Source organism: Streptomyces sp. ITFR-6 (genome assembly GCF_031844725.1).
In the GTDB taxonomy this organism is placed as follows: domain Bacteria; phylum Actinomycetota; class Actinomycetes; order Streptomycetales; family Streptomycetaceae; genus Streptomyces.
The window spans coordinates 7,914,047-7,935,174 of record NZ_CP134612.1; the positions used below are offsets into that span (position 1 = coordinate 7,914,047).

Sequence of the window (21,128 nt, forward strand, 5' to 3'; positions counted from 1 at the left end):
TAGGGATCAACCGCCGGTCGCAGCCGCCCGCACGCACAGGACATCGGGCAGGTGCGAGATGAACTGCTGCCTGCTGCCTGCTGCCTGCTGCCTGCTGCCTGCTGCCTGCTGCCTGCTGCCAGCTGTCGCCGTCGTCCGCGCTCACGCACACCTCGCCGTTGCGGTTGCCGAAGTAGACCCCCGCCGGATCGGCGTCGTCCGTACAGAGCGTGTCACGCAGCACCGTGCCGTAGTGGGCCCCCTCCGGGAGCCCCGCGGACAGCGGCTCCCAGCTGTCGCCGGCGTCGCGGGTCCGGAAGACCCGGCAGCGGTGCTCCGCCGGTACCCGGTCGGCGTTGATCGGGAAGACGTACGCCGTGTCCGCCCGGTGCGGGTGCGCGGCCACGGCGAAGCCGAAGTCGGACGGCAGTCCCTCGCCGATGCCGGTCCAGTTGCTCCCGGCGTCGTCGCTGCGGAAGACACCCCAGTGGTTCTGGAAGTAGAGCGGTCGGTATCGACCGCGTCCCGGCTCACCTTGTGCACGCACTGGCCGAACTCCGGGTCGGGGTCGGGCAGGAAGACGGCCGACACCCCCTTGTTGGCGGGGGCCCAGCTCTCGCCGCCGTCCGCGGTCCTGAACACGCCGGCGGTGGAGACCGCGACCGTCAGGGCCTGCGCGTCCCGCTCGTCGGTGAGCACCGTGTGCAGCCCCTCGCTGCCCCCGCCGGGCACCCATTTCGAGCGCGTCGGGTGCTCCCAGAGCGGCCGGACCAGCTCGAACGACTCGCCGCTGTCCCGGGACCGGAAGAGCGCGGCCGGTTCGGTGCCCGCGTCCACGACGTCGGGGGCCTCGGGGCCGGCCGGATGCAGCTGCCATACCCGCTCCAGCGATGTGCCGGTGAACTCCGGGAACTTCACGGCGGGCTGTCTCGGCTCGACCCCGGTGGCGCCCAGGTCGTCGGAGTGGAATACGGAGGGGCCCCAGTGCGCGCTGTCGCCGCCGACCAACAGTCGGGGGGTCGTCCTTCGGGCGTCGATGGCGACCGAGTAGATGGCCTGCGCATTGAAATGCGGACCGTCGAACTCCCACGCGCCGTCGCGCCCGTGGCCGATGAAGAGCCCCTTGCGGGTGCCCACGGTGAACAGAACCTCGGTCATGACCGAACCTAACCGAAACGCCGTTGTGCCGGATACTGGCCAGTCTGCACCCGGCCACTGACAGCGGCGCGCAGGACGGGCCGGACCACCGCCGCTTCCACGGCCGCCCCGTCTACCCGCAGGTCACCGCCGGACCCGCCCTTCAGGCGGACGGCGCTACTTTCGAAACACGCCTTAGCGCTGTCCGCCCTCGTCCGGCGTCGCGCGGCGGGTGAGGAGCAGGGTCGTGCCGCCGTCCTCCTCGGTGATGTCCCGTACGTGCCGGAAGCCGATCCGGTCCAGCAGCGCGAGCGAGGCCTCGTTGCCGTCGGCGACGGTCGCGTGCACCTCGGTCAGGCCGAGCGTGCCCTTCGCCCATCCAGTGGGACACCCGTTGGTCCTGGAGCAGTGCGACGAAGGCGTCCCCGTCAGCAGGTGTGTACGGCTCCAGCCGCAGTCGCGCCGTGTGCAGAACGGGAGTTCTCATGGCGTGCGACGCTACGCACGCCGGCCCCGCCCCGCCCCGCAACGGCCTTTCTCGGCGTCGGACCGGTCAGCGCCCGGGTGCGGCCGTGCTGCTGCGCACCACCAGATTGGTGGCCAGGTCGACCCGGGTGGTCGCGGGCTGCCGGCCCCGGCCCAGGTCGATGACCAGCCGGGCGGCGGTCTCGGCCATCTCTGTGAGCGGCTGGCGCACCGTGGTCAGCGGCGGGCCGATCCACCCGGTGAGCGGCAGGTCGTCGAAGCCGACGACGCTGAGATCCTCGGGGATACGCAGGCCCAGCTCCCGCGCCGCCTCGTACACGCCGAGCGCCTGGAGGTCGTTGCCGGCGAAGACCGCGGTCGGCCGGTCGGCCTGGCGCAGCAGCTCAAGCCCCGCGGTGTAGCCCGCCTCGTGCTGGAACTCGCCCTCGCGGACCAGGGCGGGATCGATCGGCAGGCCCGCGGTCCGCAGGGCGGCGCGGTAGCCGTCCACCCGGGCCCTGCTGCACATCATCCGGGACGGGCCGCTGATGACCCCGATCCGCCGGTGCCCGAGTGCGGTGAGATGGCGGGTGGCGGCCAGGCCGCCCTGCCAGTTCGTCGTCCCGACCGAGGGGACGTCGTCGCCGGGATCGCCCGCCGGGTCAACCACCGCGTAGGGGATGCTGCGGCTGGTCAGCTGGGCGCGCTGGGTGGCGGTGAGGTCCGAGAGCACCAGGATCACCCCGACCGGCCGCCTGGCCCTCACCTCGACGATCAAGAGCGACCCCGTCCTCAAGGACGGCTTCCTCCCGTCGATCGTCGAGGCGGGCAGCCTCGACGGGAAGGTGTACGGCGTCCCGATGCGCGGCATGCAGCCCGTCATGCTCTTCTACAACAAGACCCTCTTCGCGCAGAACAAGCTCCAGCCGCCCAGGACCTGGGAGGATATGCAGAAGGCCATCACCGTCTTCAAGGGCAGGGGCATCACGCCGTTCGCCCTCGGCGGCTCCGACAAATGGCCCGAGCTGATGTGGATGGAGTACCTCCTCGACCGCATCGGCGGCCCCGAGGTCTTCCGCAAGATCCAGGGCGGCGACAGCTCCGCCTGGGGCGACCCCGCGGTCCTCAAGTCGGCCCAAACCGTGAAGGAACTCGTCGACGGCGGCGCGTTCGGCAAGAACTTCAACTCCGTCGACTACGGCAACGGAGGCGCCCCCACCCTGCTCAACAAGGGCAAGGCCGCCATGCACCTGATGGGCTCGTGGGAGTACTCGACACAGCTCGGCAAGGCGCCCGCGTTCGCCAGGAAGGACCTCGGCTGGACCGCCTTCCCGACCGTGGCAGGCGGCGTCGGTGACCCGGCCGACGTGGTCGGCAACCCCACCAACTACTGGTCCGTCAACACCAGGACCAAGCTCAAGGACGCGGCCATCGCCTTCCTGAAGACCATGGCCGCCAAGTCCTACAGCAAGGCCCTGGTCGACAACGGCGACATCCCGACCACGTCGGACGCCGCCTCGACACTGGACTCCTCGCCCAACCCGCGGTTCGCGCACGACCAGTACTCGATGGTCCAGAAGGCGCCGAGCTTCACCCTCTCCTGGGACCAGGCGCTGGAGTCGCAGATCGCCACCCCGCTGCTCACCGAGATCAGCAAGCTGTTCGCCGGCAAGTCCACGCCCGAGCAGTTCGTCGCCGCGATGAAGGCCGTCAAGTAACGATGTCCCAGCTCTCTTCGTACACCAAGGTGCGTGGAGGAAGGAAGGCGGCCGCCGGCGACGTCGGCCGCCCCTCGGTCGCCTGGGCCCTCCCCGGGATCGTCTTCTTCGCCCTCTTCGCGATCGTCCCGCTGGCGATCGCCGTCTACCTGTCCTTCTGCCACTGGGACGGGCTGAACTCCCCGACCCCGGTCGGCACGGACAACTGGACCCGGCTGTTCAAGGACCCCGAATTCCGTCAGGCCGCCTGGCTGAGCCTGCTCCTCACCAACGTCAGCTGGGCCTTCCAGACCCCGGTGGCGCTGCTGCTGGGCGTCTGGGCGGCAGGCAGACAGCGCAGCCGGATCTTCCTCTCCGCCGTCTTCTTCATCCCGCTGCTGCTCTCCACCACCGCCATCGCGATGCTCTTCCACGCCCTGCTCGACCTCAACCTCATGGGCTCCTCCACCGGCGCCCTGCTCACCGTGGCCTTCGTCGGCGGCTGGCAGTTCATGCCGTTCCACACCCTGATCTACCAGGGCGGCGCCCGGCAGATCCCCGAGGTCCTCTACCAGGCGGCCGCCATCGACGGCGCCGGAATGCTGCGGCAGTTCTTCCACATCACCCTGCCGCAGCTGCGCAACACCATCACGACCTCCTCGGTCCTGATGATCGTCGGCTCACTGACGTACTTCGACACCGTGCTGATCATGACCAAGGGCGGTCCGGGCACGGACACCACGATCCTGCCCTACCTGATGTACCGCACCGGCTTCCAGACGTACGACCTCGGCTACGCCGCGGCCATCGCCACGGCCCTGGTGGTCGTCGCCACCGGTCTGTCACTGATCCTGGTGCGCTTCAGCGGCTTCGGCTCCATGCGCTCGACGCGGGAAGGTGTGTGACGTCATGTCGGTCGACACCCGTCGTGCGGCGCCGCCCACGACATCCGCGCCCCGGGCCCGGAGCACCACCGCCCGCCGGCCCAGGAGATGGGGCAATCCGCTGGCCGGCCTCGGCTCGCTGGTCTGGCTCGTCATCGTCCTCGTACCGCTGTACACACTGGTCTCCTCCTCGCTGATGTACCAGGACGAGGGGCTCAGCGGCGATCCGCTGGCGCTCCCGTCCCACCCCACGCTGGAGAACTACAACAGCGTGCTGCACAGCGGCTTCCTCACCCTGCTGGGCAACACCGCGATCGTGGCCGCCGCCACGGTGGCCATCGTGCTGGTCCTCTCGGTGCCCGTCGCCTATGTCGCGGTACGCACCCGCAGCCGGCTCTCCTCGCTGGCCTTCCGGACGTTTCTGCTCGGCGTGGCCATCCCGGCGCAGGCCGTGATCGTGCCGCTGTACCTGCTGATCGGCAAGATGGGCCTGTACGACACGCTGCCGGCGATCATCCTGCCCACCGCGGCCTTCGCGATGCCGGTGGCCGTCCTCGTCCTGAGCGGCACCATGCGCGACGTCTCCGAGGAGATGTACGAGGCGATGGCGCTCGACGGCGCGACCCCGCTGCGGATGCTGTGGCAGCTCGCCATCCCGATGTCCAAGGCCGGCATCAGCACCGTGGCGATCTTCTCGGCACTGCAGGCCTGGAACGAATTCCTCTTCCCGCTGATCCTCACCCAGTCGGAGGAGAAGCGTGTCCTGACGCTCGGTCTCTTCAACTTCATGTCCCAGTTCGGAGTGAACATCCCCGCCGTACTCGCGGCGATCGTGCTCTCCGTGGTGCCGATCTTCGCCGTGTACCCCGTGGCGCGCAGGGCGCTGGTCAACGGACTGATGGGGGTGGGCGGCAAATGACGCATCTACGCCGCCCCGCACCACCGCACTCATGAGAGGAACCCCTGCCCCCATGGCAATCCCCGCTGTCCCGCACACCCGCCGCACCGAGACGGCCCCCGGGACCGACGGCCCCTGGCGCGACCCCTCGCTCACCCCGCGGGAACGGGTGGCCGACCTGATCCCCCGGATGACCCTGGAGGAGAAGGCCGCCCAGCTGTACGGAGTCTGGGTCGGCGCCGACGCCGACGGCGACGGGGTCGCCCCGCACCAGAACGACATGGTCGACCCGGTCGACTGGGACGACCTCACCACCCGTGGCCTCGGTCAGCTCACCCGCCCCCGTCGACCCCGGTCTCGGCGCGCTCGCCCTGGCCCGTGCCCAGCGCCGGATCGCCGGGGCCGGACGGTTCGCGATCCCGGCCCTCGCCCACGAGGAGTGCCTGGCCGGCTTCACCGCCTGGGGCGCCACCGCCTACCCCGTGCCGCTGTCCTGGGGCGCGGCCTGGAACCCGGAACTGGTCACCGAGATGGCCCACCGGATCGGCCGGGACATGCGCTCCGTCGGCGTCCACCAGGGCCTGGCCCCCGTCCTGGACGTGGCACGCGACCTGCGCTGGGGACGCGTCGAGGAGACCGTCGGTGAGGACCCCTACCTCGTCGGGACCATCGGCACGGCGTACGTACGCGGCCTGGAGTCCGCCGGCATCGTCGCCACCCTCAAGCACTTCGCCGGGTACGCGGCATCGGCCGGCGCCCGCAACCTCGCGCCGGTCCGGGCCGGGGCCCGCGAGATGGCCGACGTGACCCTGCCGCCCTTCGAGATGGCGCTGCGCGAGGGCGGCGCCCGCTCGGTGATGTCCTCCTACGCCGAGGTCGACGCAGTGCCCTCCGCGGCCGACCCGGCCCTGCTCACCGAACTGCTCCGGAACACCTGGGGGTTCACCGGGACCGTCGTCGCGGACTACTTCGGCATCGGCTTCCTGGAGACCCTGCACAAGGTCGCCGCCGACCGCGCGGACGCCGCCCGGCTCGCCCTGGGCGCCGGCGTGGACGTCGAACTGCCCACCGTCCGCAGCTACGGGGACGCCCTCGTCGCCGCCGTACGCGACGGGTCCGTGGCCGGGGAACTCGTCGACCGGGCCCTGTACCGCGTACTGCTGCAGAAGTGCGAACTCGGCCTGCTCGACCCCGGCTGGTCGCCGCTGCCCGCCGCTGCCCGCCGCTCTGCGGGACACGGAACCCGGACGGGCCCGGGGCACCGTCGACCTCGACCCGCCGGAGAACCGGGCGCTGGCCCGCGAACTCGCGGAGCAGGCCTGTGTGCTGCTCGCCAACCCCGACGGCGTGCTGCTCTGCAGCCGCCGCTGGGGCTCGCGAGCGGGGTCAGCAATCTGGACCCGACGCCGCTCCACCCCTTCGGGCACGGCCTGTCCTACACCTCCTTCGACTGGGAACAGGCCGGTCCGGTCCCGGCCGAGATCCCCACCGACGGCTCGGCCGACATCGAACTCACGGTCCGCAACACCGGTGACCGGGAGGGCGCCGAAGTGGTGCAGCTGTACGTCCACGACCCGGTCGCCCAGACGACCCGCCCCCCAGGCCCGGCTGATCGGCTACGCGCGAGTGCCGCTCGCCGCCGGGGCGGCGGCCAGGGTCCGGTTCCGCTTCCACGCGGACCTGGTGTCCTTCACCGGCATCGGCGGCCGCCGGATCGTCGAACCCGGCGAGCTCGAACTGCGGCTCGCCGCCTCCAGCGCCGCCACCGCCGTCCGCCGGACGGTACGGCTGCGGCTGACCGGGCCCGTGCGGACGGTCGACCACCGGCGGCGGCTCGTCTGCGGGACCGCGGTCGAGCCCGTGACGGCGCCGGCCGCGCGCTGACCGGCCCGCCCGTGAACCTCCCCGCCGGACGTGCGGGGAGGTTCACGAAACTTTCGACATGCCACCGCGGCCGGGCCGTGCGGGCGGCGGCACCGACCGGGGGGACGTCAACATCACCGGTACCGTGCACCGCATCGCCGCCGCCGGTGCGCATGTGCTCAAATTCTGGATGGGCGACCCGGCGGGGGAGTCCGGGCAAGGGGAGCAGCGGAGCGGATGAAGAGCGTGAACGAGGACAGCGGTGCGCCGGCCGGACACCTTGAGGTGGCCCCCGTCGGCGAGGGCGTCGGGATCAGGCTCGGCACGGCGGCCGGAGAGCTCTCGCTGATCTGCACCCCGGAGCGGGCCCGCGAACTGGCCACCGCCCTCGGCCTCGCGGCGGACGAGGCCGACAGTGTGCGCACGGCCGACCCCGTCACGGTCAGGGCGGACGAACTGCGCCGAGGAGACGTGCGGGACGGCGACCGCGCGATGACGGTGGACGGGGTCAGAGTCGACGGGGCCACCGTCCACGTCACCTGGAAGTCGGGCGCCGGACGCGGCTGGAACCAGCTGTACGACGCGGAGGCCCGCATCACCCTGCGCCGCCGCGGGCGGTAGGCGCCCGGTCGCCCCTCCCCCCCGCCGCGCACCGCCGGACCAAGGGGCGCACCCTGGAGGAAGAACCTCCGGAGGTGAGCACCCATGACGCAGACCGCTGTCGGATGGCACATCGAGCTGGAATTCGAGGAGGACTCCCACCACACCCGCGCCGCCGCCCTGGTGCGGCTCTCCGACGGGAGCGAGGTACGCGCCCACGGCTACGCCAGCCGGCACCCATCGGACTCCGAGCAGCCCCGGGTGGGCGAGGAGATCGCGGGTGCGCGTGCGCTCAACGAGCTGGCGATGGAGCTGCTGACCAAGGCCCACGACGAGATCGACGAGGAGTCCGGCCGTACGTCCTATCCGCTGACCTGAGGGGCCTGGGCCGGGCCCGAGGCGTCGCGGGAGCGCGTTCCCGCCCTCGTACGGGACTCGCCCTCGTACGAGACCTTGCGCCATAACCTTGTACGAGACTCGTCGTAATGTGACGGACGTCGTAGTACGGGATGTATCGTACTAGCGATCCTTCCGTACCCGGCGAAACGGAGTCCGTCGTGAGTGCCCTTTTCGAGCCCGTCACCCTGAGGTCGCTTGTCGTGCCCAACCGGGTGTGGATGGCGCCGATGTGCCAGTACTGCGCCGAACCGGTGGGGCCCTCGGCGGGCGTGCCCACCGACTGGCACTTCGCCCATCTCGCGGCCCGCGCCGCCGGCGGCACCGGGCTCATCCTCACCGAGGCGACGGCCGTCAGCCCGGAGGGCCGGATCAGCCCGGCCGACCTCGGCATCTGGAACGACACCCAGGCCGCGGCCTTCCGCCGGATCACCGACTTCGTCAAGGCGCGGGGCTCCGTGGTGGGGATCCAGCTGGCGCACGCCGGGCGCAAGGCGTCGACCGCCGCACCGTGGACCGGCGGCGGACCCGTCGGTCCCGAGGCGCACGGGTGGACGCCCGTCGCGCCCAGCCCGCTGCCGTTCGACACCGGCCACCCCGTGCCCCACGAGCTGACCACCGGGCAGATCCAGGCCGTCGTCGCGGACTTCCGCGAGGCCGCGCGCCGCTCGCTCGACGCGGGCTTCCAGGTCGTCGAGGTGCACGGCGCGCACGGCTACCTCATCGGGCAGTTCCTCTCCCCGCACAGCAACCGGCGCACCGACGAGTACGGCGGCAGCTACGAGAACCGCGTCCGGCTGGCCCTCCAGGTCGTCGACGCGGTGCGCGAGGTGTGGCCCGAAAACCTGCCCGTCTTCTTCCGCGTCTCCGCGACGGACTGGCTCACCGAGAACGCCGACGACGAGCGGGAGGGCTGGACCGCCGACGAGACCGTCCGGCTCGCCGCCGAACTGCGGGACCACGGGGTCGACCTCCTGGACGTCTCCACCGGGGGCAACGCCCCCCGCGCCCGCATCGCGGCCGGGCCCGGCTACCAGGTCCCCTTCGCCGAGCGCGTGAAGCGGGAGACCGGCCTGCCCGTCGCGGCCGTGGGCCTGATCACCGAGCCGCAGCAGGCCGAGAAGATCCTCACGGAGGACCGGGCGGACGCTGTGCTCCTGGGCCGCGAACTCCTGCGCAACCCGTCGTGGGCGCAGCACGCGGCGCGTGAACTGTGCGGCACGGTACGCGTTCCCGAGCAGTACGAGTACGCGATCTGACCACCGTCCCTACCACTGTCCGAACGCTGTCCGCCCTCTGCGCACACTCCCTCCCGGCCCGCCCGGGACGTGCGCGGAGGGCGGACGCGTGCGCGCCGCGACAAGGCAACCGTTCACCGCGCATTCATCAGGGATGACGGCTGGGGCATTCCCTCCCGCGCCGGAGGGATCTACGCTCGGCCGCGAATCGATCACCGTTGTCCCCGGCCGGACCCCGGACGAAGACAACGTTGTCCGAACTCCCTGGAAGGTACCGCGACATGCCCACCAGACCGTTGCCCGCGGCCCGGCGCCTCGCCGCGCGAACAGCCGCCGTGCTCGTCACCGGCGCACTCGCCGCCGCAGTGCTGCCCCCGGCGGCAGAAGCCGCCGCCCCCGCCGCCCGCCCCACCGCCTACGTCGACCCGCTCATCGGCAGCGCGAACGGCGGAAACACCTTTCCCGGCGCCACCCTCCCGAACGGCATGATCGCCTGGTCGCCCACGAGCACCAAGGGCGACCAGACGAGCACCGGCGCCGCGAACGGGTACCAGTACGACACCACCCGGCTGCGCGGGCTGAGCCTCACCCACGTCAACGGCGCCGGGTGCGACCCGGGCGCGGCCGGTGACATCCCGATCATGCCGTTCGTCGGGGACGTCACCTCCTCGCCGTCGGCCGACACCAAGGACGCCGTCTACGCCGCGGACTTCTCGCACGACGACGAACGCGCCGTCCCCGGCCGCTACACCGTCGGCCTGGACTCCGGTGCCGAGGCCGACCTCGCGGTGAGCCGGCGGGCGGGCGTGGCCGACTTCTCCTTCCCCGCCGGGAAGCCCGCCAGCCTCCTCTTCCGGGTCTCCAACTCGCTCAACGGCAGCGAGGACGCCCAGATCGACATCGACACCGCGCACCGCAAGGTCACCGGCTCCGTGCTCACCGGCGCGTTCTGCGGGCGACGGGCCAACGGCGGTACCAACAACCGCAAGAGCTACTACCGGCTCTACTTCAGCGCCTCCTTCGACCGCGCCTTCTCCACCACCGGCACCTGGAAGGACGGCACGCTCGCCCCGGGCTCGACCTCCGGCAGCGGCGGCGAGGGCTACGCCACCGGAGCGGACCGGGCCGGCCGCGGATCGGGCGGCTGGGTCGGCTTCGACACCGCCTCCGACAACGATGTCCACATGCGGATCGGCATCTCCTACGTCAGCCTGGCCGGCGCCGAGGCCAACCTCCGCGACGAGATCGCCCCGCACGCGGGCGTGGCAGACGTGGCGGCCGCCGCGAGCCGGAGCTGGGACAAGGAGCTGAACTCCGTACGCGCCGGAGGCGGCACAGAGGCGCAGCGCACCACCTTCTACACTGCGCTGTACCACTCGCTGATGCAGCCCAACATCATCAGCGACACCGACGGCCGCTACCCGGGCATGGACGGGAAGGCGCACCGGATCGAGCGCGGGCAGGGCGCGCAGTACAGCAACTTCTCCGGCTGGGACCAGTACCGGGCGCAGATACAGCTGCTCGCCCTGCTGAAACCGGAGATCGCCGGGGACTTCGCCCAGTCGCTGTACAACTTCGCCCGGCAGAACGGCGGCGTGTGGGACCGCTGGGTGCACATCAACGGCGCGACCCATGTCATGACCGGTGACCCCACGGCGGCCACCCTCGCCACGTTCTACGCCATGGGGGTGCGGAACTTCGACTACGAGGGCGCCTACGAGTCGCTGGCCCGTCAGGCGACCGTCCCCGCCGACGACGGCCTCTCGGACGCCGGCTGCCCGGGGCAGTGCACCGGCCAGCGGCCCAACCTGGCGCAGTACCTGGAGTCCCACTACGCGCCGCAGGACGTCTGCCACTGCTGGGGCGGAGCCGCCGAGACCCTGGAGGACGCGGTCGCCGACGACGCGCTCGGCCGCTGGGCCGCGCTGCTCGGCCGGGACGCGGAGGCCAAGTCGTTCAAGGAGCGCGGCGGCTGGTGGCGCAACGTGTTCAACGCCGGGGCCACCGACGGGGCCGGCACCAGCGGCTACATCCAGGCCCGTGACCTCGACGGCTCCTGGGTCTCCCCGTTCAGCCCGGGAAGCGACCTCGGCTTCGCGCAGGGCACCAGCGCCACGTACACCTGGATGGTGCCGCAGGACGTCCAGGGGCTGGCGGCGGCGATGGGCGGCCGGGACGTCGCGGCGCAGCGCCTCGACGGCTTCTTCCACAAGGCGGACGGCTCCTGGTCGGTGAAGGGCGGCGACTCCCTGCGCTACGACCCGACCAACGAGCCCGGCATCCACGCCCCCTGGCTCTACAACGCGCTCGGCCGGCCGTGGAAGACCCAGGCGACCGTCCGCGAGATCCTGAACACGGTGTACGGGACGGGCCCGCGCGGTCTGCCCGGCAACGACGACCTGGGGACGATGTCCGCCTGGTACGTCTTCTCCGCGCTGGGGCTGTACCCGCAGTCGCCGGGCAGCGGCTCGATGCTGCTGGGCGCCCCGCTGTTCCCGAAGGCGGTGATCGACCGGCCGCACGGCAGGGACATCACCCTCACCGCCCCGGCCGCCGACGCCGCACACGCGTACATCGACGCGGTCACGGTCAACGGCAGGCGCAGCGACCGCTCATGGACGGACGCGAGCCTGCTCACCAAGGGCGGCACGCTGGCCTTCAGGCTCTCCGGTGAGCCCAACACCAGCTGGGCGACAGCCACTTCGGGACTGCCGCGCTGACAGCTCGGTGACCCCGTGCCGGATCGCCGCGAACGGGGCGCGGCGATCCGGCACGGCGTCCGCCGACCGGCTTTTCTATCGTTGCAAATTTCCTGTGCATGACTGTTGTTTTACGTTTGTTGCTGTGGCTGAATGTTCGATTGTGTGCTGTGCCTCACAGGTTCGAGGCACTTCTAGCTCTCTCGACAGGACGACGCCTTGAGACGACAAATGCCCCGCCCCCGCGCTCTGTTCCGAACGGCGGCCTGTGCCGCCGCGCTGCTGATCCCCGTCGGGGCCGCCCTGGTCCCGGCCGCCGCAGCCACCCCCGCCGCAGCCGCCGGCGCCGCCTCCGCGACCACGTTCAAGGCCGGTGACCCGGCCACCGAGGTCCACGGGCTCAAGGGCGAGTACTTCAGCATGTCCGCGCCCGGCGCGCGGGACTTCGCCAAGCTCGGCGGGGTCGCCCTCGACCCGCAGATCAACTTCCCCGGTCTCACCGGCACGTTCGAGTCCACCACCCGACAGACCGAGAACACCACCGCCCGCTGGACCGGCGGCATCACGGCCCCGGAGGACGGTGACTACACCTTCGCCGCGAGCGGCGACAACGGCTTCCGCCTCTACATCGACGGCAAGGTGGCCATCGACCACTGGGAGCCGGACTGGGACAACGAGCAGACCAGCGAGCCGATCGCGCTCAAGGCCGGCGAGACGCACGAGTTCAAGCTGGAGATGTTCCAGGACACCGGCGGCGCCAACATGTTCCTGCGCTGGTCCAGCGCGAAGCTCGCCAAGGAGGTCGTCCCGGAGTCGGCCTTCACCCCGCCGGCCGACTTCGAGGTCTACCCGGTCGGGCTGAGCGTTCCGAGCGACGGACAGCGGCTCCAGCTGGCGTTCGACGACAAGGTCGGCGCGTTCTCCCAGGTGAAGGACCACCTCACCCTGGAGGCGGACACCTCACCGATCCCCGTGAAGTCCGTCGCTCGCGTGCCCGGCAACGCCAAGGCCCTGCTCGTCACCCTGACCGCCCCCGTCCAGAAGGGCCAGCAGGTCCGGGTCGCGTACGACGGCAAGGCCGGGCTTACGGTGGGCGGCAAGGCCGTACCCCAGATCAGCCGCACCGCGAAGAACCTGTCCACGCACCGGCTGACCACGACGTGGGGCGACAAGCTCGACCGTAACCACCCGCTGCCCGAGTACCCCAGGCCGCAGCAGGTCCGTGACGACTGGAAGAACCTCAACGGCCCATGGGAGTTCGCCGGGGCCAAGGCCGGCGAGAAGCCCGTCTTCGGCAAGAAGCTCGGTGAGCGCATCACCGTGCCGTTCCCCGTGGAGTCGCAGCTCTCCGGCCTGGAGCGCCACGAAGACCACATGTTCTACCGCAAGCTCGTCACCGTTCCGAAGAACTGGTCGGTGAAGGGCGACAAGCACGGCAAGGGCGGCAGCAACCGCCTGAAGCTGAACTTCGGTGCCGTCGACTACCAGGCCACCGTCTGGGTCAACGGCAAGCAGGTCGCGGAGCACACCGGCGGCTACACCTCCTTCACCGCCGACATCACCGACGCCGTCAAGGGCAGCGGTGAGCAGGAGATCATTGTCGCGGTCACCGACACCACCGGTGACGACCAGCCGAAGGGCAAGCAGTCCCGCGACCCCGGCGGCATCGTCTACACGCCGTCCTCCGGCATCTGGCAGACCGTCTGGATGGAGCCGGTGGCCCCCGCCTCCGTGGACTCCCTGACGACGACGCCCGACATCGACAAGGGCACCCTGGCCCTGAAGGTCAACTCCGCACAGGCCTCGGCCGGTGCGCGGATCACCGCCGTCGCCCGGGACAAGAAGGGCAAGGTCGTCGGCACGGTCTCCGGACCGGCCAACCGCGCGCTGAGCCTGCCGGTGAAGAAGCAGCACCTCTGGACCCCGGACGACCCGTACCTGTACGACCTCCAGGTCAGCCTCATCGACGGCCGCTCCAAGGACACCGTCGACAGCTACTTCGGGATGCGCTCCCTCGGCATCCAGAAGGTCGGCGGCTACCAGAAGCTCGTACTCAACGGAAAGCCGTTCTACTCCCTCGCCATGCTCGACCAGGGCTTCTGGCCCGACGGTCTGTACACCCAGCCGAGCGACGCCGCGCTGACCTTCGACCTGAAGGCGCAGAAGGAGCTCGGCTTCAACGCGGTGCGCAAGCACATCAAGGTGGAGTCGGCGCGCTGGTACTACCACGCGGACCAGCTCGGACTGCTGGTCTGGCAGGACTTCGTCTCCTCCGACATCACCGGCGAGAAGGGACAGCAGGCCTTCCTCTCGCAGGGCAAGCAGATGATGGAGCAGCTGCACAACTCGCCCTCGATCGGCGGCTGGATCGTCTTCAACGAGGGCTGGGGCGAATGGGACCGCACCGAGACCGGCAAGATCGCCGAGTCCGTCAAGGCCGCCGACCCCTCCCGTGTCGTCAACGCGCACAGCGGGGTCAACTGCTGCTCGTCCAAGGGTGACTCGGGCAAGGGCGACATCATCGACCACCACGACTACCTCAACAACGAGGCGCCCTTCCCGGACGACCGGGCGGCCATGGACGGCGAGCACGGCGGATTCACCCTCCGTACCGCAGGCCACATGTGGCCGGGTGCCCCCGCCGCGATCTACAGCGGGGTCGCGGACAAGGACGCCCTGACGGCCAAGTACGTCGACAACACCCGGACGTACTACCTCGCCGCCGCCGGAGCCGAACTGTCCGGTTCGGTGTACACCCAGGTCAGCGACCTGGAGAACGAGCTGAACGGCCTCTACACCTACGACCGGCGCGAGATCAAGGTCGACCCCAAGAAGGTCCGCCAGATCAACCAGCAGGTCATCGCGGCCGGTGCCAACGCCGGCCACCGCGACGAGGTGAAGGGCGGAGCCGCCTGGAACCTCGACGAGGGCAAGGGCACCAAGGCCGCCGACCAGGGCCCCAACCGCCTCCCGCTCACCCTCTCCGCCGGCACCGCCTGGACGCCCGGCGTCCAGGGCTCCGCCCTGAAGTTCAACGGTGAGGGCCAGTACGCCCAGACGGCGGGCCCGGCCGTCGACACCACCGGCGACTACACGGTCTCCGCCTGGGCCTCGCTCGACGCGCTGCCCGGCAACTACGCGACGGCGGTCAGCCAGGACGGCCGCCGCACGGAGAACCCGTTCTATCTCCAGTACGGACAGGGCGCGTTCGCCTTCAGCACCCCGGGCGGCAAGCGCGCGCGGGCGGAGATGACGCCCGAGACCGGCAAGTGGTACCACCTGGTGGGCGTCCGCGCGGGCGACGAGCTGCAGCTGTACGTCGACGGCAGCCTCGCGGCCACCGCCCCGGCCGGCCCCGCCGACGTGAGCACCGGCCCGCTCTCGGTGGGCCGGGGGCAGTACGCCGGAGAGAAGGGTGACTTCTGGAACGGCTCCATCGACCAGGTCAGGGTGTACGACAAGGCCCTCACCGCCGACGAGGTGAGCGCGCTGCACGACGCCGGACAGCCGTAGCAGGTCCGGTACGGTGACCCGCTGCCTGCCCTCGCACCCATGCGACGGCAGGCAGCGGCATGCCCCGCAGTCGGTCAGGGACCGGCGTCGTGTGAGGATCGGGGGATGGATGATCCGGAGATCCGCCGCCGCCGCGACGAAGACCTGAAGGCCTGCGTCGTGGCACTGGCCACGGTGTACGAGGCGGATCGCTACCCGGCCCGGTGGCCGGACGACCCGGCGGGCTGGCTGACCCCCGAAGGGCTGCTCGGCGCCTGGGCGGCCTGGGACGGCCCCAACGTCCTGGGGCATGTCGCGCTGACCCGGACCGGGCACGCCATGGCGGCCGAGGTCGGGCTCCCACCGGACGGACTGGCCTCGGTGTCACGGCTGTTCGCGACGGCATCGGCCCGGCGGCGCGGGGTGGCTACCGCGCTGCTCGCGACCGCGGTGGCCGCCGCGACCGCCGACGGTCTGCGGCCGGTGCTGGAGGTGGAGGACGGCGGAATCGCCGCCGTGCGGCTCTACGAGCGGGCCGGCTGGCGGCTCGTCTCCAGCCGGGAGGGCGACTGGACGACGGCCGACGGCCGGACGGCGCTGCTGCACACGTACCTCGCCCCGGCCGGTGAGGCGCGGTAGCGCACCCGCCGAGGACGGACCGACGGCCCGGACGCGACGCGGACGCGTCACGGCCGGGCCGTCGGTGTGCTGCGGAAACGGTCCCGAGGGCAGGTCAGGGAGCCCAGGGCGCCTCGACCGCCCAGGTGGTGTCCTCGGTGAACGTGGCGGGGTTGTCCCAGGCGTGGGTGCCGCCCGGTGTGGCGAGCCACACCTCCGAGTCGATGTGGCGCAGGAAGCTGCCCGGCAGGTTGGCGCTGGACAGCCGCACTCCGCCGCTGCCGGCGACCGCGCACCAGGTGGCGTCGGCCTTGAAGAGGGCCGATCCGTCGTCGGCTTCCCGCCGGACCCGGAAGTTCTGGTGCCGGAGGTACTCGCCGGGATAGTTGCGGGACTCCAGCGAGTAGCAGTTGCCGTTGCCGAGACCGGTGACGATCTTCCAGGTGGCGTCGTTCTTGAGTACGGTGTCGCTTCCCGCGCCGACGACCGAGGTGAAGGCCAGCGCGTCCTGGTGGCGCAGGTACTTGTCGGTGTAGCCGGGGGTGGTGACGCGCAGCGACTTGTACTGGCCGGTGGGCAGGGTCACCGGGGGAGCGGGGTTCCGTGAGGCGTCGATGAGCGCCTGGTTGGCGGCCTTCACCCGTGCGGTGTCCACCTTGACGACCTGACGGTCGTAGGTGAGCAGCCCGTTGGCCTCGTTCTCCACATCGGTGATCTCGGTGTAGACCGAGGCGGAGAGGCCCGCGGGCAGCTGGCCGACCCGGATGCTGTCGAGCAGTCCGATGAACCGGTTGTTCAGCGCGGAGACGCTCGGCTGGTCCTCGTAGCTGAAGCCGCCGCCGGGGAACCACTCGTGTCCCGGGACCTTGTAGCCGAGGCCGCCGAACTCACCGAGGACCGCGGCCCTCGTCGCGGTCGGGGCGGTGTTGCCGGGGCCGACGTAGATGTGGTTGTCGACCACGTCCCCGTTGCCGCCGTCCACAGAGCCGCAGCAGTTGACGCCGCTCATGTTGTTCACCAGCCGGGACGGGTCGTACGCCTTCACCTCGTTGGCGATCCTGGCCTGGTCGTACTGGCCCCAGCCCTCGTTCTGGTCCACCCACATCACGAGCGAGGGCGAGCTGCGGTGCTGGTCGATGATCGCGTGGAACTCGGACTCCCACTGGGTGCGGGCCGCGGAGTCGGGGCTCCTGCCGGTGTCCATGGCGGGCATGTCCTGCCAGACGAGCAGACCCAGCTTGTCCGCCCAGTAGAACCAGCGCTGCGGTTCGACCTTGATGTGCTTGCGGACCATGTTGAACCCGAGGTCCTTGTGGGCCTGGAGGTCCGACTTCAGGGCGGCGTCGGTCGGCGCGGTGTAGATGCCGTCCGGCCAGTAGCCCTGGTCCAGGGTGCCGGTCTGGAAGACGAACTTCCCGTTCAGGACCGGGCGCAGCACGCCGTCGACCTTCGCCACGGCGATGGAGCGCATGCCCGTGTAGCTGGCGGCCGAGTCGGTGACGGCCGAGCCGTCGAGCAGCTCCGCCCTCACGTCGTACAGGAACGGGTCCTCCGGGGTCCACAGATGCGCGTTCGGCACCGCTACGGAGATCTCGGAGCCGACGGTCCCGGTGGCCGTACCCACCACGGCCCCGCCGCTGGAGACGGTGACCCGGGCGCTGCGGCCGGAGGCGGACGCGCCCTGCACCTTCACCCGCAGGGTGCTGTCGCCCAGGTTCGGAGTCATGTCCAGGCGGGTGATGTGCGCGGCGGCGACGGGTTCCAGCCAGACGGTCTGCCAGATGCCGGAGGCGGCGGTGTAGAAGATCCCGCCGCCGTCGTGCGGCCGCACGTCGTTGATGCGCTGCTTGCCGACGGCCTGCCCGCCGGTCTGCGTCGGGTCGTAGACGGAGACCACGACCGTGTTCGTCCCGCCGTTGAGCTGCGGCGTGATGTCGTACCGGAACGAGTCGTAGCCGCCCTTGTGGGCGCCGACCTGGGTGCCGTTGACCCAGACCGTGGTCTGCCAGTCGGAGGCGCCGAAGTTCAGCTCGACCCGGCGGCCGTTCCAGTCGGACGGCACGGTGAAGGTGCGCTTGTACCAGAGCTTGTCGTTCTCGGTGATCTTCCGCTGGATGCCGGACAGCGCGGACTCCGCGACGAACGGCACCCGGATCTGATCGGTGAACGACGCGGGCTGCCCGGCGTCGCGGCCGGTCACCGCGAAGTCCCAGATGCCGTTGAGGTTGGCCCAGTCGGGCCGGGTGAGCTGCGGGCGCGGGTACTCGGGCAGCGGCTTGTCCACCGGGACCTGGTTCGTCCAGGGCGTGGTCATGGGGGCGGGCTTGGGCGTCCAGGACGCCGCGCCGGCCGGTGCCGTGCCGATTCCCACCAGGGCGGTGGCCACAAGCGCCAGCAGTCCGGTGGTGGCGATCGTCCGTCTCCACCACGGCCTGCGGCCGGGAACACGTAAGCGGCTCATGGGTTTCGTCTCCTTCGTCGGGTCCAGCTCCGTTATGGGGGCGCTCCCCGCGCCGGGTGGCGCGGGGAGCGGTACGGGGGTCGCGTGGAAGCGCTGCGGGTCAGACGAGCTGCCAGAGGTGGTCGTCGGTGCCGTTGTCGTCGAACTGGACGACGTGGGCGCTGTCGGCGGTGGACATGTTGTCGACGCCCAGCACCTTGCCGGAGTGCCGGTTGCGGACGCGGTACCAGCCGTTGGTGAGCCAGGGCGCCCCGTCCGGACCGGCGGTCGGGAACGAGGTGATGCGCAGCCGCGCCGCTCCCATGGGGACGAGCGTGACCTCCTCCACCGGCTCCGTGCTGCGGGCGGGGCTGTCCTGGAGCGGGGTGACGACATGTTCGCCGTCCGCCGTCCACTCCGGGATCCGGCGGGCCCGCGCGGTCATGGTCAGCGGGGTGCCCTCCAGCGTGAAGGGGTTGTCGTCCCTGACGTGGCGCCCGGTGTGGGCGTGCAGCGAGGCGGCCGACTTCTTCCCGTCCAGGACAAGCCCGTAGTTCCACGGGCCGGTGGCGTGCACCTCGTACTCCGGGAACTGATCGGTGCCGCCGATGCGGCGGTACTCCTCACCGATCCGCAGCGAGTACGTGAGCGGGCCCCGGTCGACGCTGACGGAGCGGTGGTTGTGCTCCCAGGTGCGGACGGTGGTCGTCTGCGGGAACCGCAGGGTCACCCGGTCACCATCGGCCCAGGTGCGTTCGACCCGGGTGAAGGCGGGACCGGCCGGGGCGTCCACCCGGCGCCCGTTCACCTTGATCTCCGGGGCTTCGCACCAGGCGGGCACCCGCAGCACCAGCGGGAAGCGCAGCTGACCCGGCGCCTTCAGGGTGAGCGTGACCGAGTCCGTGAACGGGTAGCCGGTCTCCTCGGTGAAGTACGGCCAGCCCATGCCGTAGTTGTGCGGGCAGCAGCGGTACTGGTCGACGCCCGGCAGGAACGCCTGCATGGCGAAGCCGTTCTGGAACTGCCGGTCCTTCTTGGGGACGTTGTCCAGATCCACGCTGTTGGCGCTGGTGACGTAGTGGATCGCCTTGCCCGAGGGGTCGAGCGAGGCGGGCAGCGAGTTGAAGGCCAGTTCCTCGCAGCGGTCGGCCCACAGCGGGTCGCCGGTGATCCGGGTGAGGAGCTGGTGGCTGGCCATGAACTCGACGATCCCGCAGGTCTCGAAGCCCTGCCGGGGGTCGCCGTGCCCAGGGCGGGCGTTCTCGTCCCCGGCGAAACCGCCGCCGGGGAACTGCCCGTACTGGTCCATGGCCTTGCCGTACGTCCCGTACGTGTTTCGGGTGTCCTGGGCGGAGCCGCTGCGCAGCGCGTACTGGGCGGGCTCGCGGAAGCCCTGTGCGATGTTCACGTTGTGCGGGTTGACCAGGTTGTCGCCCCAGTCGGCGCCGTTCGCGTGGATCTTGTCGGCGAGGTCGAGGAGGAAGGTGTCGCCGGTGCGGTTGAAGAGCCAGAACACGCTGTCCAGCCCGTCGCCCCAGCGCAGCGCGATCCAGCTGGTGTTGAAGGCGCCCGGCCCCTGGGCGTTCATGTAGCGGAAGAACTTGGCCAGGAACGGGATGATCCGGGTGTCGCCGGTGTACTCCTGCCAGGAGCGCAGCGCCTGGACCAGCGGCAGGAAGGGCCAGAAGTCCGGGCCGCCGTTCAACGAGGTACGCAGCGACTTCGGGCCGAAGAAGCCGTCGGACTGCTGGGTGGTGAGGATGGCGTCGAACCAGCGGCGCACCGCCGCGAGGGCAGTGGCGTCGCCCGTGACGATCGCGAGGTCGGTGTAGCCGCGCAGCCGGTACGGGACCTCCTCCCAGTCGCCCAGTTCGGGGCGGACCCAGCCGGTGGCGGCGAAGTCGAGGAAGTGGGAGAACTCCTCGTACCGGCCGCAGAGACCGTCCAGCTGGAGTTTCAGCTGTCCGGCCAGCCAGCCGCGTGCGGTGACCCGGCCCGGCGGGAGTTTCAGGAACGCCGTCGGGTGCAGTGGCGCGGCGTTGGGGGAGTAGTGACCGCCATGGGCCGGCTTCACCCGGTGTTCGGCCGCGGTCGCGGTGGTGGCCCAGCGGCCGTTCGCCGCCGTGGCGGCGGCGGCCGTGGCGGCGGCCGTGGCCAGCGCGCCTGCCATGAGTTGTCTGCGGTTCAGGGGCATGGAGGGATCCTCCTGCTCTCTGCCGGCCGTGCGGGGCTCCGGCTCGGGGAAGGCACGTGACACGTGTGGGGCCGTCGTGACGCGGCGGACCGGGGGAGCCGGAGCGCGTGCATGGCGAGAAGCGCCGTCGCGGCCGGAAGGGCTGCGCGGCCCGGTGCTTGCAACGTTGGAAATTTGGCTACCGGCGGTATGACAGCACGGGCCTCGTGCGGCTGTCCAGGGTCTCGGCAGTAACCGGAGCCCGGTGGCCGCCATTTCCCCCCGGTCGGCTCCGACACATTTTGGAAACGCATCGACAACGCTCTTGCCGCCCGTGCCGCGCCGCCTATATAACGTTGTAAACCGAGCCGCCGAGAGGCCGCGCACGCTCTCACGACCGCAGTTCGTGCAGTTGGGGCCCACCCCCGCGAAGCACTGGCGGGGGTCGTGAGGAATGCAGTGACATCAGCCGCCGCGCGGCCGATGCATCGTCCAGCCATGCCCGACCGCACACCCGCCGGTGTGCCGTCAACCCGCCAAGGAGCTCCC

The 21,128-nt window shown here is 71.0% G+C and carries 10 protein-coding genes and 6 pseudogenes; 11 read left to right on the forward strand and 5 right to left on the reverse strand.

The window, feature by feature from the left end; genetic code table 11:
* Positions 1-6: 6 nt before the first annotated feature.
* From RLT59_RS35760 to RLT59_RS35770, 3 pseudogenes are all read right to left on the reverse strand, one after another.
* Positions 7-1,137, reverse strand: a pseudogene (locus tag RLT59_RS35760) (WD40/YVTN/BNR-like repeat-containing protein).
* Positions 1,138-1,311: 174 nt separating this feature from the next.
* A pseudogene (locus RLT59_RS35765) lies at positions 1,312-1,603 on the reverse strand (hypothetical protein).
* 66 nt (positions 1,604-1,669) lie between these two features.
* A pseudogene (locus tag RLT59_RS35770) lies at positions 1,670-2,347 on the reverse strand (substrate-binding domain-containing protein); the annotation flags it as partial.
* Between RLT59_RS35770 and RLT59_RS35775 the strand changes: the two are divergent.
* The 11 genes and pseudogenes from RLT59_RS35775 to RLT59_RS35825 all read left to right on the forward strand — a co-directional run.
* Positions 2,343-3,299, forward strand: a pseudogene (locus tag RLT59_RS35775) (extracellular solute-binding protein); the annotation flags it as partial. The pseudogenes RLT59_RS35770 and RLT59_RS35775 sit on opposite strands and share 5 nt — an antisense overlap.
* Before the next feature lie 2 nt (positions 3,300-3,301).
* Entirely contained in the window at positions 3,302-4,183 is an 882-nt protein-coding gene (locus tag RLT59_RS35780) for a carbohydrate ABC transporter permease (RefSeq protein ID WP_311307233.1), read from the forward strand.
* 4 nt (positions 4,184-4,187) lie between these two features.
* On the forward strand, positions 4,188-5,081 hold the full coding sequence (locus tag RLT59_RS35785) for a carbohydrate ABC transporter permease (RefSeq protein WP_311307234.1): 894 nt from the start codon (positions 4,188-4,190) through the stop codon (positions 5,079-5,081).
* A 52-nt stretch (positions 5,082-5,133) separates the two neighbouring features.
* Positions 5,134-6,944: pseudogene (locus RLT59_RS35790) on the forward strand (glycoside hydrolase family 3 protein).
* A 58-nt stretch (positions 6,945-7,002) separates the two neighbouring features.
* Positions 7,003-7,164 carry a hypothetical protein gene (locus RLT59_RS35795; RefSeq protein ID WP_311307235.1) on the forward strand — a complete coding sequence of 54 codons (162 nt, stop codon included), beginning with the start codon at positions 7,003-7,005 and terminating at the stop codon, positions 7,162-7,164.
* Complete coding sequence (locus RLT59_RS35800; protein WP_311307236.1) at positions 7,161-7,544, forward strand: hypothetical protein; 384 nt, start codon at positions 7,161-7,163, stop codon at positions 7,542-7,544. The genes RLT59_RS35795 and RLT59_RS35800 overlap by 4 nt, the downstream gene beginning before the upstream one ends.
* An 84-nt stretch (positions 7,545-7,628) precedes the next feature.
* The gene (locus RLT59_RS35805) at positions 7,629-7,901 is read left to right on the forward strand and encodes a DUF1876 domain-containing protein (protein WP_311307237.1); all 273 of its coding nucleotides are present in this window, start codon (positions 7,629-7,631) and stop codon (positions 7,899-7,901) included.
* A 179-nt stretch (positions 7,902-8,080) separates the two neighbouring features.
* Entirely contained in the window at positions 8,081-9,178 is a 1,098-nt protein-coding gene (locus tag RLT59_RS35810) for an NADH:flavin oxidoreductase/NADH oxidase (RefSeq protein WP_311307238.1), read from the forward strand.
* A 260-nt stretch (positions 9,179-9,438) separates the two neighbouring features.
* A complete protein-coding gene (locus RLT59_RS35815; protein WP_311307239.1) occupies positions 9,439-11,877 on the forward strand; it encodes a GH92 family glycosyl hydrolase in 2,439 nt (812 codons plus the stop codon).
* A gap of 198 nt (positions 11,878-12,075) precedes the next feature.
* Positions 12,076-15,369, forward strand: coding sequence for a LamG-like jellyroll fold domain-containing protein (locus tag RLT59_RS35820; RefSeq protein ID WP_399126672.1), 3,294 nt, complete (start codon positions 12,076-12,078; stop codon positions 15,367-15,369).
* A 105-nt stretch (positions 15,370-15,474) separates the two neighbouring features.
* Complete coding sequence (locus tag RLT59_RS35825; protein WP_311307241.1) at positions 15,475-15,987, forward strand: GNAT family N-acetyltransferase; 513 nt, start codon at positions 15,475-15,477, stop codon at positions 15,985-15,987.
* A gap of 94 nt (positions 15,988-16,081) precedes the next feature.
* On the opposite strand, the gene RLT59_RS35830 is transcribed toward RLT59_RS35825, so the two are convergent.
* Together RLT59_RS35830 and RLT59_RS35835 are read right to left on the reverse strand one after the other, a co-directional pair.
* A complete protein-coding gene (locus tag RLT59_RS35830; protein WP_311307974.1) occupies positions 16,082-18,352 on the reverse strand; it encodes an AbfB domain-containing protein in 2,271 nt (756 codons plus the stop codon).
* Positions 18,353-18,530: 178 nt separating this feature from the next.
* Positions 18,531-20,600, reverse strand: a pseudogene (locus RLT59_RS35835) (beta-L-arabinofuranosidase domain-containing protein); the annotation flags it as partial.
* Positions 20,601-21,128: the final 528 nt, after the last annotated feature.